Source organism: Silvibacterium sp. (assembly GCF_047605705.1).
Lineage (GTDB): Bacteria > Acidobacteriota > Terriglobia > Terriglobales > Acidobacteriaceae > Silvibacterium.
In genome coordinates, this window is the sequence record NZ_JASGFD010000042.1 from 15,397 (window position 1) to 29,608 (window position 14,212).

Genomic DNA, 14,212 nt, shown 5'->3' on the forward strand with positions numbered 1-14,212 from the left:
CAAATACGTTCAGTGGATCTGTGTTGCCGTCAGCTCAACTTCCATCTTCCCTTTGCTGTCCAGATCGTCAGAGGAAAGGATCGTCGTCGGTTTTCCCGGCGCGACCACGGTCGCTGTCTCCCACTTGTTCTGCCGGATGATAGGACTCCCGCCAACGCCGGGGCTTCCGCTTCCTGCAAGGCTGCTGATTTCCGCACTGACTTTGAGAGCCAGGCCATCCGGCGTCTCCTTTGCATCACGGCAATCGATATTCACACCGACATCGATATATTGAATCTGAATCACGCTGTCTTTATCGGCTGTCTGAACCGGAAGCTTTGTCCCTGTTCTTACGGCGACGGGGGATAATCCCGAACCGGTCGATATTGCGGTTTTATAGTTTCTGGCATTGACTACTTTTCCATCAGGACCGATCTCCTTCACCACAAAGTCCAGACGATAGTAGTGCGTTTCTTTCGGCGTATCTTCGGCATACGCCTTTGCACACATGCTGAGCCCGGCCATCGCCAGCAGCAGCGCTCCCAGCCATCCCCACTTCTTCATCACATCCTCCTCTTAGTTCTTGCCCTTATCAGGCGGATTCAATGGTGCAACCTCAATCGCCGCGATCATCACCGGCTTAATTTCCAATGGCTCTATCGGCTTCTGTTCCGGCATCGACATCGCCTGCTGCGCCTGTCGCGGATCACGCCGCACCATGGCCATCAGGGTCTGCTCCTCGGGGGACAAAGGCGTTGGCGTAGGAAAAACTTCCCTCTTCGGTAACAATTCCGCGGCCGGGGCCTTTCTCTGCACATGCACGCTCGCATGCATCGCAGTCATCGACTGGGAGACATGAGGAACATTCTCGTGCGCCTGCAGAGACTTGCCTCCTGCCATCGCAGGCGACGTGCCATGAGAAATCATGTCTCCACCGTGCGCAACCTGGACAGCAGTCGTCGGGCTCGCGCGATGGCGCAACGGCAGCACCACGGCCATCACCAGCGCAGCCGCTATTGGCAGTGCGCAGAACATCCATACAGAACCTCGCCTGGGCTTCGTCCTGGATGCGATCCCGGATGCGGCCTTCGCGCGCACCGCAGTTAAGGTGCGCGATGCCACACCTGCGACAGCCTCATCTTCCCGCTCAGCCTGCGCGTAGTTCATCAGAGCAGCATCCAGCAAAGCTTCCAGCTCCTCGTCCTTCCGATCGAAAGCATCATCGCGCATAGCGTCCCTCCTTTCGCCGCTCCAGCTTCGCGGCCATCTTCTCTTTCAATAGCTGTCGTGCCCGCATCAGCCGCGTGCGTATGGTTCCTTCCGGTACGGATAGCACTTCCGATATCTCCCGCGAGTTCATTTCCTCCACCGCCGAGAGCGCCAGCACCTGCCGTAGCTCTTCCGGCAGCGCGTCGATCATTGCCTGCACGGCCTTCAACGAGTCCGCATCCATCACCAGCTGCTCCGGAGACAGATCGTCCGAAACCGGCTCCGCAATGCCGCAGTCCTCTTCGTCGAGACTTGCGTGTCTGCGCTCCGCCACATTGCGCTGCCCGCGCATTCTGTCCACAGCCACGCGCCATGCCGCCCGCGCAAGGAACGCGCGTTCGTCCTCCATCCCCTTCCAGCTGTCATTGCGATACAGCTTCAGAAACGTCTCCTGCGCAGCGTCCTCAGCATCCTCGCGATGGCGCAACAAGGCATAGGCGACGCGAAAGACGAAGCGGGAATGCCGCTCCACCAGCGCCTCAAACTCCGCCTCGTCCGCGCTCAAGCCCGTCCGCTCCCCTTCCGGTCCGCACAACCATTCTGCCGTTCACTCTCCAGGACGAGACAAAGGGAAGCAGTGTTCATTTTTCTTTTGCCAGGAATGATGGCCAAGGCCAGCAGCCTCCGCAGACAGCCAATCCATATCCCTTGTCATCTAATAACTAGGATTTATCCATCGCAAAGCACACGGCACTGCAGCGGTGCCGCACCCATGAATCCAGATAAACCTTAGACAGGAAGCTGCCACGGACGAGCTCACAGGAGCATTCTCCTCCCGGGCGCCCGGAAAGAAAGAGAGCATGTCGAATCGTAAGACGCTGCAAAAGCTGATCCGCAAAGAGCTGCAGGAAGTCAAGTTCCTTGTCGTCTCCAACCGTGAGCCGTATGTTCATAGCCGGAAGGACGATGAGATAGTGGTCAGCCGGCCAGCCGGAGGTTTGGCCCTCGCACTCGATCCGGTCATGCAGGCCTCCAATGGCGTGTGGATCGCGCAGGGCACCGGCGATGCCGATCGTGAAACGGTCGACGAGCACGATCACGTCGCGGTGCCACCGGAAAATCCCAGCTACACCCTGCGCCGCGTCTGGATCGACGAACAGCTGCAGCGCGAATTCTACAACGGCATGGCCAACGAAGGCCTCTGGCCGCTCTGCCACATCTCTTTCGTGCGGCCCACCTTCCGTCCGCGAGACTGGGAGAGCTATCGTCGCGCCAACCAGGTCTTCGCCGACGCCATCCTCGAAGAAGCCGGCGAGGAAGCCGCATTCGTCTTCATCCAGGACTATCACTTCGCGCTGTTGCCGCGCATGCTCAAGCAGCGCAATCCAAAACTCATCGTCGCGCAGTTCTGGCACATCCCGTGGCCTAACGCCGAGGCTTTCCGCGCGTTTCCCTGGAAAGAGGAGATCCTCGACGGGCTACTCGGCAACGATCTGCTCGGCTTCCAGCTGCGCTATCACTGCACCAACTTCCTGGAGACGGTCGACCGCAACATCGAGTCCATCGTCAACACCGAGCAATCCAACGTGATGCGCGGCGGACATGAGACGCTGGTGCGGCCCTTTCCCATCAGCATCGACTTCGACGCGCATGTGCGCACGGCCTTCAGCTCTGAAGTGCAGGCGGATATGGAAGAGTGGCGGAAGCGTCTTTCGCTGGATACTTCCGGCATCGAGTTTCTCGGCATCGGCATTGACCGCATCGATTACACCAAGGGCATCCCTGACCGGCTGCAGGGCTTCGACTACTTCCTCGAGCAACACCCTGAATACCGCGGCCGCGTGCAGTTTGTGCAGATCGGCGTGCCCAGCCGCATGGAAATCCAGCAATACCAGGCCGTCAGCGAAGAAGTCGAGAAGATGGTCGACGCCATGAACCAGAAGTGGGCCAGCGGCTCATGGAAGCCGGTCATCTTTCTCAGGCAATACTTTACCCCGCGCCAGCTCATCGCGCTCCACCGTCTGGCGAATTTCTGCGTCGTCACATCCCTGCATGACGGCATGAATCTCGTCGCGAAAGAATACGTCGCCAGCCGCTTCGATGAAGACGGCGTCCTCATCCTCAGCCGTTTTACGGGAGCCGCGCGCGAGCTCGGCGACGCATTGCTGGTAAATCCCTTCGCCATCGGAGAAATCGCCGAAGCCATTGCCCAAGCCGTCAGCATGAAGCAGGAGGAGCGGCGCAAGCGCATGCGGCGTATGCGGCGGGACGTGGAGGAGAATAATATTTACGACTGGGCAGCAAATATCCTCTCGCAGCTGCTTCGCTTCGAGATTTCCTCAGCGCAGGCCGAAGAGGAAGAGGAGGCACAGTGACGGCTCCGCTCGTTGACCATCTCCCCCTGCTGCGTGAGGCTGTCACCTCCGCATCGCACATCGTCCTGCTGCTTGACTTCGACGGAACGCTTGCCCCACTGGTACAGCGGCCCGAAATCGCCGAGCTCCCTGAAGCCACACGCGCTGCGCTGACTGCACTCCACGCCTCGCCGCGCGTGACGCTCGCCTTCATCAGCGGGCGCGCGCTCGACGATCTTCGCTCCCGCGTCGGCCTCGATGCCATCTACGCCGGAAATCACGGGCTCGAAATCGAAGGTCCCGGTCTTGCGTTTGACGGTGTCGACCTCACCCGCGCCGGCGAAGCCATCCGCACTATCAGCGTGCAGCTCTCTGAAAAACTTCAGGCCGTCCCCGGCGCGCAGGTGGAAGACAAGCAATCGAGCCTCAGCGTGCACTATCGCAATGTCGATCCGGCGCTTGTCTCGCGCGTGCTGCACATCACACAGTCCGTCACCGGGGTCTTTCTCGACCTGGTAGCGCTGCATGAAGGCAAGATGGTCATCGAAGTTCGCCCGCGTGTGGATTGGAACAAGGGCAAGGCCTCGGAATGGATTCTCTCCCGCTTTCCCGCGCCCAGTCCGCTTTCCATTGCCATGGGCGATGACCGCACCGACGAAGACATCTTTCTCACCCCGCCTGTGACCATCTCCATCAAAGTTGGAGAGGGCCCAACCGCCGCAGGGTTCCGCGCCAAGGATCCTGCGGAAGTTTGCACCGTCCTCGAAATGATCCGCGGCATCGTCACGCCTTCCCCCGCATCCTGATCGCAGGAATTGCCGTATTGTGTTGACGCCCTCCATGTGCCATCATCCGCTCTGATACCGCACATGGAGGCCCGATTGCCCTGCAGCCAATTCCTCGGCCGAATCTCGACCCGCGCCCTGCTCCTCGCCGCAATCGCAACCCTGCTCCCCGCTACCAGCAACGCCAACGCGCAATCCAGCACCGAGCTTGCACGCCTGCAGCACGAAGCTGCGCAGGTCACCATTACGCGCGATGACTGGGGCATCGCTCACGTCAACGGCAAGACCGATGCCGACGCGGTCTTCGGCATGATCTATGCGCAGGCCGAGGACGACTACCCCCGCATCGAGCGCAATTACCTCGTCGCCTTGGGCCGCCTGTCAGAAGCCGAAGGCGAGAGCGCTCTCTGGGAGGATCTGCGCCAACAACTCTTCATCGATCCGGTCGAGCTCCAGCGGCTCTATACGCAAAGCCCTGCATGGCTGCAGGCGCTGATGCATGCCTGGGCAGATGGCCTCAACTATTACCTCGCCACGCATCCGGATGTGCATCCTGCCGTCCTCCATCACTTCGAGCCGTGGATGGCGCTTTCCTTCACCGAAGGCAGCATCGGCGGCGATATCGAGCGCGTGAATCTCAAGGCGCTCTCAGCCTTCTACACGCAGCCGCACGAAGCGGGCACAGCCTCCGTTCAACCAGAGCTTCCGCCCACGCCGCGCGAACTGGCCATGCTCGCAAACCCGGACCGCTTCGATCCCGACACGCTCGATACTGAGCCACAGGGCTCGAACGGCATCGTCATCGCCGCCCCGCACACCGTCGATCATCACGCACTGCTGCTCATCAATCCGCACACATCGTTTTTCTTCCGTTCCGAGTTACAAATGTCCAGCGACGAAGGCCTCAACGCCTACGGCGCAGTCACATGGGGACAGTTCTTCATCTATCAGGGCTTCAATGACCGTGCAGGCTGGATGCATACCTCCAGCGGCGTCGATGCCGTCGACGAGTATGTCGAGACGGTAACCACACGCAACGGAAATTGGCTCTACAAATACGGCGGCGAGTGGCGTCCTGTCACCGAGCGCAAAGTCACGCTACGCTACTCCACGCCCTCGGGCATCGCCACGCGCACCTTCACCGTCTATTACACCTCGCATGGACCCGTCATCAGCGCGGACGGCAGCCGCTGGGTCACCATGCGGCTCATGAATATCCCCATCGCGGCGCTCGAACAGTCGTACCTGCGCACCAAGGCCCGCACCTACAGCGAGTACTGGAAGACCATGGAGCTGCAGGCGAACTCTTCCAACAACACGCTCTTCGCCGATGCCGACGGGGACATCGCCTACTTCCACGGCAATTTCATCCCACGCCGCGATCCGCACTTCGACTTCACACGTCCCGTCGACGGCAGCGATCCCGCGACGGACTGGCACGGTCTGCTCAGCGTCGAAGAGACACCGCATCTGCTCAACCCGAAAAGCGGCTATATCTTCAACGTGAACAACTGGCCGTGGGCTGGCTCTGGAGAGAGCAGCCTCAAGGCCAGTGACTTCCCTGCCTATGTGGAAATGGGCGGCGAAACGGCGCGCGGCCAGCACGCCATCCGGCTGCTCACGAATCATCCTGATTTCACCCTCGATTCGCTGCTCACGCTCGCCTTCGACAGCTACCTGCCATGGTTCGATAAGCCCATCCCCGCACTGGTGAAGGCCTGGGACAACCTGCCGCAGAATGATCCGCGCAAGGCGCAGCTTGTCGCAGAGGTGAGCACCCTGCGCGACTGGGACCAGCGCTGGAGCGCCGACTCCGTCGCCACATCGCTTGCCATCTTCTGGGGTACCGAGTTGCGCAGCACGCTCACCCCAAAGATTGCACCGGACGCACGCATCGCTGGTCTCGCGGTGCAGGAATACGCGGCAAAGCAGGCTACGCCCGACGAGTTGCTCGGGACACTCGCTGCAGCCTCGGCAAAGCTCACCACGAGCTTCGGCACATGGAAGACGCCGTGGGGGCAGATCAACCGCTTCCAGCGAATTACCGGAGACATCCAGCAGCCCTTCAATGACGCAGCTCCGAGCCTTCCCGTAGGCTTCACCTCATCCGTGTGGGGATCGCTCGCCGCCTTCGGCGCGCACGCCTATCCCAACACCAAGAAGTGGTACGGCACCGTGGGCAACAGCTTCGTCGCAATAGTCGAATTCGGTCCGCGCATACGTGCCCGCGCTGTCACAGCGGGAGGTGAGAGCGGCCATCCCTCCTCACCGCATTTCGACGACGAGGCACAACGCTACATCAGCGGCAACCTGCGCGAGGTCTACTTCTATCCCGACCAGCTCAAGGGCCACACCGAGCGCGTGTACCATCCGGGCCAGTAGTCTTCACCCAAAAGAAAAGGCAGCGTCGCAGGACGCTGCCTTTTCTTTTGATTCACATCGCAAACAGTTTAGCTGAGTTGCGAGGAGATTTCGCTGAAGTCCCATACTCCGGTCTTGTCGTGAATCCACTCGGCCGCGCGCACCGCGCCTTCGGCAAAGCCGCGTCGCGAGAAAGCCTCATGCTTCAGCTCGATCACATCGTTCTCCGATCGCGCCTCGATCACGTGCAGCCCGGAAGCATCGCCTTCGCGATGCGAGGTGATCTCGACTTCGAGCCCCGGCACAGCGGTCTGCAGCGCCTGCTTGAGCGTAAGAGCCGTGCCCGAGGGCGCGTCCTTCTTGCTCACGTGATGCGTCTCGCTGATGGAAAAGCGGTAGTGTGGAATAGCTTTCGCCAATTCCTTCGCCAGCTTCAGCGTCGCCTGCACACCCACCGAGTAGTTTGTTCCATAGAGGAAGCCCGCGCCCTTGCGCGCAGCCAGCGCACGCATGTCTTCGAGCTGACCGTACCAGCCGGTCGTGCCCACCACCATGTGCGCGCCATTCGCCAGGCATGCGCGCATGTTGCCGACCACCGCCTCCGGCGAGGTGAAATCGATCACCGCGTCGAACTGCGCAAGAAACGGCGCAGTGAGCGCGCTGGCGTCGCGATTCTCATCCGATGCCAGCACGCGCACACTATGTCCGCGCTCATGCGCGATGTCGGCCACAATGCGGCCCGTCTTGCCACGTCCTAAAACCAGCAACCGCATTGTCTATCTCGCCGCCTTCACTGCTTCCACGTCAAAGATTTCAGGATCGGGGCTGGCGAAGAACTCCGCATGCAGTGAGCGGATCGCCTCTTCCACGTCGTCTTCCTCGATCATGAAGCTCATATTGATCTCGGAAGCGCCCTGCGAAATCATGCGCACATTCACATGCTTGATGGCGTTGAACACGCGGGCAGAGATCCCGTTCTGTCCGCGAATATTTTCGCCCACCAGGCAGATCAGCGCCTTGCGGCCTTCGTATTTCACGTCGGCCAGCTTGCTCAGGTCGGCAGCGATATCCGGCAGCTTCTCGTTCGAGTCCACCGTCAGCGACACCGAAACCTCCGAGGTCGAGACCATGTCCACCGCGCACTTGTGCTTGTCGAAGACATCGAAGATCGCCTTCAGATAGCCATGCGACATCAGCATGCGGCTCGCCACCACGTCGATGATGGTCAGCTTGCGCTTCGCCGCAATCGACTTGAAGGGGCTCTGGCAGTGCGGCGCCAGCGAGATGATCCGTGTGCCTTCGTTCTCGGGGTTGCGCGAGTTCAGCACCAGCACCGGGATGTTCTTCTTCACCGCCGGAAGAATCGTGGCCGGATGCAGCACCTTCGCGCCGAAATACGCGAGCTCAGCCGCTTCTTCGAAGCTGATTGTCTTCACACGCAGCGCCTCAGGAACGATGCGCGGATCGGTCGTCATGATGCCGTTCACGTCGGTCCAGATTTCGATCGCACCGGCGTCGATACCGCCGCCGACGAGAGCAGCCGTAAAATCCGAACCACCGCGGCCCAGCGTTGTCGTGATGATCTTGTCATCGGCAACCGCATTCGGCGCAACATACGAGCCGATAAAGCCACCCATGACCACGGTGCGGCCTTCGCTCGCATGAGGCAGGACGTGCTCCTTCAGCCGCGCTTCGATCATCGCGTCATCCGGAATCGCCTTGCCGTGCTGGTTGTCCGTGATGATGCACTTGCGCGCGTCGACATGCACGCCATTGAGACCGCGCTGCGAGAAGGCCTCGGCGATCATGCGGCTCGAAAGGCGCTCGCCCATCGAGACGATCATGTCGCTGATGCGCGGCGTCAGCTCGCCCACAGCAGCAAGCCCGCGCAGCACTTCATCGAGACCATCGAACTCGGCATCGATCGAGATGAGCAGGGTCGCCAGTTCCGGCGGAGCGATCTGCGTATGATCGACCACCGTCTGCGTCTGCTGCTTCACTTCTTCCGAGACCAGCAGAACCGTCGCCGTTTCCTTGTGGCGGCTGCGCAGCCGCGCCGTAATCGCCAGCGCGCCGCTGCGATCGCCACGGCCTGCCGCTGCAGCTGCAGCCAGAAGCTGGTCGGTCACCTTCGCCATCGCCGAAACAACGACGATCGGCGTCAGACCTTTTTCGATGCGTCCGCGAACGATGCCCGCGGTGCGGTTGATGGCAACAGCATCCTCGACGGACGTGCCGCCGAACTTCATCACGACCAGTTTGTTCATGCTGTCACGGCCGCCTGGTCGGAATTCTTCACCGGATCCAGCTTACCGAGCGAAACCAGCAGCTCCGCGTTCAGCAGCGCAGCGCCGGCAGCGCCGCGGATGGTGTTGTGCGAGAGCACGGTGAACTTCCAGTCGAGCAGCGTGCACTCGCGCAGCCGTCCCACCGTCGCGGCCATGCCATTGCCACGCATCTTGTCCAGGCGAGGCTGCGGACGATCTTCGAGTCCGACGAACTCGATTGGCTGCGCAGGCGCAGTCGGCAGGTCGCGGCCGGCCAGCGGCTGGAACTCACGCCACGCCGCGAGAATCTCTTCCTTCGTAGCCTTGCGTGAGAACTTCACGCTGACAGACTCCGTGTGCCCATCTTCCACCGCCACGCGATTGCAATGCGCAGTCATCCTGGCGTCAAGAGGCTTCACCAGCTTGCCGTCACGCGAGCCCAGCAGGCGCAGCGTCTCGGCCTGCATCTTCTCTTCTTCGTTCTTGATGTACGGCACCACGTTGCCGAGGATGTCCATCGAAGCAACGCCGGGATAGCCCGCACCGCTGATCGCCTGCATCGTGCTCACAAAGATCGCATCGATGCCGAAGCGCTCCACCAGCGGCTTCAACACCAGTACCAGGCCAATCGCCGAACAGTTCGGATTGGTCACGATGTAGCCGCCCGACTGCTTACGCCATTCCTGGTTCTCGAGGATCGGCAGATGGTCGGCATTCACCTCGGGAATCACCAGCGGCACATCTTCGTGCATGCGGAAAGCGCTCGAATTCGAAATCACCGCGCAGCCAGCGGCTGAGAAAGCAGGCTCCATCTCGCGTGCAATGTCCGTATCGAGAGCGGCGAAGATAATCTTCGGCGCGCCATCGGGAACCGCAGGGGAGACGGTCATGTTGGCAATGTGCTCGGGCAGCGCCGTATCCAGCTTCCATCTCACTGCTTCGCCGTACTTCTTGCCACTCGAGCGATCGCTCGCCGCCAGCCACGCTACTTCAAACCAGGGATGATTTTCGAGGAGCTGGATAAACCGCTGGCCGACCATTCCGGTCGCGCCGAGAATTCCAATCTTCTGCCGCATGTCTTTCGATCTGCCTGCCTGACTCGTCAAGAGTTACACTGCCCGGCCTGTGAGAGCTGGAGCGCCGGGGCTGAATCGTGTAGCAACTAGTGTAACGTCTTCCCGCGCGGCGAAGCACGCCAGCCGCAGCGAAGCGGCTCCTTATGCACTTATGCGGGTTACATTTGCGGGTTATCGGTAGTCGAGGTGCTTCCCGTGCTCCCCGTGCTTCCGGTACTGCCGGTCGAGCCGGTGCCGGAGCTGCTACCGAATGAGCTGCCCGAATTGCCGAACGAGGACGAACCGAAGCTCGAAGAAGAAGACGAACCGAACACCGAGTTTCCGCTCACCGAGCTGCCGGTGGTCAGCCCTGACGCCGAGGTCGAGGCGACGGCTGCGCCGCCATTCGTCAGCTGGTCTTCCAGCGGATCGTAGACAAACTCCCACATGTTGTAGGTCTTCTGCTTCTTGTAGATCATGATCGACGCGTGCGTGTCCTGAATCACCACGCCGACAATCGGGCCGCCGCCACCGAAGGTACCGTCGGTACTCGAAGAAGAAGCAAACATCGAGCCAGTCGATCCGGTAGCGCCGGTCGTCGAGCCTGCAGTCGTACTGGAGCCGGAGGTTGTCGAACCGAAGCTGGACGACGAGTCCGTCGAACTGCCGAACGTGCTGTCCGTGCTCGACGTGCTGCCCAGCGTCGAGGTGCCCCCGATCGACGACGAGCCCATCACACCCGTGCCCGTCCCGCCCATCACGCTCGAACCCGAAGTCGTCGAGAGTCCGCCATTCGAGAGCGGTTGCCCGAAGAGCCCAAGCGGCTGCACGTGCGCCTGCCCAAAGTAGACCGGCTTCCAGTCATCCTTGCCCGTCATCGGGTCTTTGTAGCGCTTGCGCAGATAGCGGATTTCGTTGGTGTTCACCAGCTGGTCGATCGAAGTCGGATACGCGCCGTACTTCTTGTAATAGAGCTTGATGGCGCGCTTGTACTGGTTGCCGCGATGCCACAGCTCCAGCTCCTTATCGCGCTGAATCTGCTTGGCCTCCTTCGGTGCTGCGATCGCGAGCGCAATCAGCAGCACTGCCACCATGAAGATGACAAACAGCAGCACGATCCCGTCTTCACCGGTCTCGCCGGTGCGTTCGTGCCGCTCGCGTTGGAGGAAGTGTTTCATCGCTGCTCTGCCGTAGGTCCCGCCGCCTGATGCAAGGCTAGTTCTGCATCAGGGGCAGGCTCTGGGTGTTGTTGTACGGAATGTCCTCAACCCGCAGTGAGGTAGGCAGAATGCTCACCACCTTATAGCGATGGTCGACAACATCGCCTTCCGATGCGATAAACACATCGTCGCCATGCAGCAGGAAGGCCTTGCGTTTGCCTGCCTTATTTGTCTCGAAGCCGTAGAACTTCAGGTCGATCGGAGGGGGCGGCGGAGGTCCGGTCGGCCCCTGCGCAATCTGCGTGGGACGAATCGGCCCCTTCACCGCTTCGATCACGGCCGGCACCGAGTTCATCGAGAAGATGTTGCGGCCCTTGCCCGCATACTCGAGCGACTCCGCGGCAGCCATCCACTCCGGATGCAGCGTGGGATCGAGCTGCGAAAGCGGCGAGGAGACCTTCGTCGCTTCATGCGTCGCATTTTCTCTGTTCACAATCACAGGGCGAGCCCCAGCCGTACTGGCGCTCTGCACAGGAGCAGGAGCGGGCGCAGGAGCCGGCGACCCGCCGACAAACGTCGAGAGGATCATGCGCACGGCCAGCACCAGCACCACGAGGCCGAGACACGCGGCGAATATGACCTTCTTCTTATCTTCTGAACCGGTCTTCAATGCCATCGGCGCTAGTTTCCTTCCCCGCCCGCGTCGCTGTCGCCCGCGCCCTCTTCCGGGGTCTGCGGCAACTGGTCGGTCGCGTTCGCTGATAGATAGGCCGACGCCTTCAGGCGCAGGTTCACCAGCCCACCCTGCTGGCCGCTCAGGGCCACACCGGTGATGGTGAAGAAGACATGATTCTGGTCGCGCTCGAGGTCGTTGATAAAGTGCACCAGCGCCGTATACTCGCCGCTCAGGCTGGCATCGATGCGCACCTCGCGCAGGCCTTCGATCGCCGCCGTCTGCGTGTAGCCGGTGCGCGAAATGTGTACCTGGTTCTTGATGGCAGGCGCGAAGAACTCTTCGAGCAGGGTCGAATAATTCGGAGCGATGCGCTTGTCATAGAACTTCCGCGCATCGTCGTTCGACTCCTTCACCTTGGCCGGTAGTCCTTCAAGATGCCCCATCTGCGCCTTCAGCTGCGCATAGTGCAGCTGCTCCTGCGCAAACTCCTCGGACTGCGTCGCCCCGGACTCATGCAGCGCGATCAGCGCCTTCGCGCCCACGAAGAGCACCACGCCCAGCAGGACAATCACCCCGGCGATATGCAGATTCAGCGGCGTAATGTAACGGCGGATGTTCTTCATCGCGCACCCTGCTTTCCATGAGCCGCTGCAGTCGCATGCAGGGTATGAGCCGCCGCATGCGCCGTTGTGTGCGCCGAAGCAGACGCCGCGGACTGCGCATCCTTCTCCGCGTCATGCTCCTGCTTCGCCGAACCTTCGATCGGCCGATACGCCGCGAGCACATCGAAGTTCACCAGCGTGGAAGCACTCACCGGCTGCATCGCCATCGCATTCGGATTGTTCTGTCCCGGAATCTGCGCCTGCGCCTCGGCCACCACGCGCGGTCCGACAAAGTGCCGAGACTTCTCGAGGTTGCGAACCAGTTCAATGGCGCGGTCGCGTCCACCGCTCACACGCATGTGGATGGTCACCGTGCCGTCCTTGGCCACCTGCGGATCGATGCTCAACACCTGCACGCCCATCGGCAGCACGGTCTCGAGATCGGTCATCGTCGCTGTCCAGGAGAAAGCCTTGCGGCGGAAGAGCCCGTTCAGAAAATCCGCTTGCTTGAGCACAGCGGCATTCTGCGGCTGCTGCATCATCTCCTGGTAGCTCTGTTGCTCGTGCTGCAGACGTTGCACATTGTTTTCGACGGCCTGCACCCGCGCCGTTGCGGCTGCGGCCTGGCCTTCCTTCGCATGGAGCAGCCACCATAGCGGCAGCACCAGCAGCGCCAGGATCAGCATGACCACGCGCAGCCGCTTCAGGATCGACCGGACGTCGACATACGGCTGGCTGGCAAGATTGAGTGTGATGCGCATTAGCTGGCCAGCGCCCCCATCACTCCAGCGGCCACGCCCTCAGGAATCGCCGTCAGCGCTCCCTGCGGCCCGGCAACCAGGTCTTCGATCTGCAATCCGTACTCCACCAGAACCTCGCCCAGCTCGGGCCCGATCGCGCGGCGGAAGGCCTGCGCCCCGCCCGGACCGGCATAAAGCAGCACCGTCGGCTTGTACTGCAGCGTGTCTTCAAAGTAAGCAAGCGACACCGAGACGGCGCGGGCCAGCTCTTCCGAACCGGCATCGACGCTGTCTCCCGCAAAATCCTCACCCAACGGCAACTCGAGCGAACGGTGCAGCAGCAGCTCGTCGCCCTCCGTAATCACTGTTGTGAGCGTGTGCCCGTTGCGGGTCAAGATCAGCGATGCGCCATGCGCGGGCGCCTTCGCAACCGCGGCCAACGTCGCCGGCAGAATCGCCCCCGGCGTATAGCCCGCGGCACGCACCACGGCCTCGTATTCGGCGCGAATCGCTGCCGGCATTACCGTGACCAGCACGCGAAGCTGGCCGTTGCCCGATCCTTTTCCACCGCCATGCACCTTCGGCAGCACCTGGTAGCTCACCGCTGCGTCATCCACCTCGAACGGCGCCAGCTTCTTCAAGCGGAAGCGCACGATCGGCAGCGCATCGGCGGGCTTCGACGGCAATGTCTCGAAATCCATCAGCAGCACGCGCACCGCCGCGTCGGGGATCACCACGGTCAGCGGCTTCTCGCGCCCGGCTACCTCATCCACGGCCTTGCGAATCGCCTGTGTCACACGCTGCGGGTCGGCGAGGTTCGCCTCCACTATGCCCGGACGCACCACCTCGGCCGGCAGCGGTACAAAGGCCGTCACCGCCCGCTCGGCATCCACATGCCGCCCGGCAATCACGCCCTCCGGCGTAATCTCACAGGCCAGGTGCGGTCGCTGACTCGCCCGGGACGTAAAGAAATTGAAGGAAAAAGCCACTAACGTGCCGCTCCTGTATGGCCAAACACCTGCCC

Annotated in this window: 14 protein-coding genes; 3 read left to right on the top strand and 11 right to left on the bottom strand. The window is 61.4% G+C overall.

The window, feature by feature from the left end:
• Window positions 1-9 precede the first annotated feature (9 nt).
• The 3 genes from QM649_RS14710 to QM649_RS14720 are packed head-to-tail and all read right to left on the bottom strand — an operon-like array spanning window position 10 to window position 1,753.
• On the bottom strand, window positions 10-543 hold the full coding sequence (locus tag QM649_RS14710; RefSeq protein WP_415199810.1) for a hypothetical protein: 534 nt from the start codon (window positions 541-543) through the stop codon (window positions 10-12).
• 12 nt (window positions 544-555) lie between these two features.
• The gene (locus QM649_RS14715; protein WP_415199811.1) at window positions 556-1,209 is read right to left on the bottom strand and encodes a hypothetical protein; all 654 of its coding nucleotides are present in this window, start codon (window positions 1,207-1,209) and stop codon (window positions 556-558) included.
• A complete protein-coding gene (locus QM649_RS14720) occupies window positions 1,199-1,753 on the bottom strand; it encodes an RNA polymerase sigma factor (RefSeq protein WP_415199812.1) in 555 nt (184 codons plus the stop codon). Before QM649_RS14720 ends, QM649_RS14715 begins: the two co-directional genes overlap by 11 nt.
• A gap of 295 nt (window positions 1,754-2,048) precedes the next feature.
• On the opposite strand from QM649_RS14720, the gene QM649_RS14725 reads away from it, so the two are divergent.
• From QM649_RS14725 to QM649_RS14735, 3 genes are all read left to right on the top strand, one after another.
• Window positions 2,049-3,563, top strand: coding sequence for an alpha,alpha-trehalose-phosphate synthase (UDP-forming) (locus QM649_RS14725; RefSeq protein ID WP_415199813.1), 1,515 nt, complete (start codon window positions 2,049-2,051; stop codon window positions 3,561-3,563).
• Complete coding sequence (gene otsB, locus QM649_RS14730; RefSeq protein ID WP_415199814.1) at window positions 3,560-4,348, top strand: trehalose-phosphatase; 789 nt, start codon at window positions 3,560-3,562, stop codon at window positions 4,346-4,348. The genes QM649_RS14725 and otsB overlap by 4 nt, the downstream gene beginning before the upstream one ends.
• Window positions 4,349-4,423: 75 nt before the next feature.
• On the top strand, window positions 4,424-6,709 hold the full coding sequence (locus tag QM649_RS14735) for a penicillin acylase family protein (RefSeq protein WP_415199815.1): 2,286 nt from the start codon (window positions 4,424-4,426) through the stop codon (window positions 6,707-6,709).
• Window positions 6,710-6,777: 68 nt separating this feature from the next.
• Here QM649_RS14735 and dapB read toward each other — a convergent pair whose 3' ends face one another.
• The 8 genes from dapB to QM649_RS14775 form a co-directional block, all read right to left on the bottom strand.
• Window positions 6,778-7,461, bottom strand: coding sequence for a 4-hydroxy-tetrahydrodipicolinate reductase (gene dapB / locus QM649_RS14740; protein ID WP_415199816.1), 684 nt, complete (start codon window positions 7,459-7,461; stop codon window positions 6,778-6,780).
• Between the two features lie 3 nt (window positions 7,462-7,464).
• Entirely contained in the window at window positions 7,465-8,955 is a 1,491-nt protein-coding gene (gene lysC, locus QM649_RS14745; protein ID WP_415199817.1) for a lysine-sensitive aspartokinase 3, read from the bottom strand.
• Window positions 8,952-10,031 carry an aspartate-semialdehyde dehydrogenase gene (gene asd, locus QM649_RS14750; RefSeq protein WP_415199818.1) on the bottom strand — a complete coding sequence of 360 codons (1,080 nt, stop codon included), beginning with the start codon at window positions 10,029-10,031 and terminating at the stop codon, window positions 8,952-8,954. Before asd ends, lysC begins: the two co-directional genes overlap by 4 nt.
• A 158-nt stretch (window positions 10,032-10,189) precedes the next feature.
• Window positions 10,190-11,188: a hypothetical protein gene (locus tag QM649_RS14755; RefSeq protein ID WP_415199819.1), complete on the bottom strand. Its 999-nt coding sequence runs from the start codon at window positions 11,186-11,188 to the stop codon at window positions 10,190-10,192.
• A 37-nt stretch (window positions 11,189-11,225) separates the two neighbouring features.
• Window positions 11,226-11,846: a hypothetical protein gene (locus tag QM649_RS14760; protein ID WP_415199820.1), complete on the bottom strand. Its 621-nt coding sequence runs from the start codon at window positions 11,844-11,846 to the stop codon at window positions 11,226-11,228.
• A gap of 5 nt (window positions 11,847-11,851) precedes the next feature.
• Complete coding sequence (locus QM649_RS14765; protein ID WP_415199821.1) at window positions 11,852-12,469, bottom strand: hypothetical protein; 618 nt, start codon at window positions 12,467-12,469, stop codon at window positions 11,852-11,854.
• Window positions 12,466-13,209, bottom strand: a complete 744-nt coding sequence (locus tag QM649_RS14770; RefSeq protein ID WP_415199822.1) for a fimbrial assembly protein — start codon at window positions 13,207-13,209, stop codon at window positions 12,466-12,468. The genes QM649_RS14765 and QM649_RS14770 overlap by 4 nt, the downstream gene beginning before the upstream one ends.
• Window positions 13,209-14,177: a hypothetical protein gene (locus QM649_RS14775; RefSeq protein ID WP_415199823.1), complete on the bottom strand. Its 969-nt coding sequence runs from the start codon at window positions 14,175-14,177 to the stop codon at window positions 13,209-13,211. The genes QM649_RS14770 and QM649_RS14775 overlap by 1 nt, the downstream gene beginning before the upstream one ends.
• Window positions 14,178-14,212: the final 35 nt, after the last annotated feature.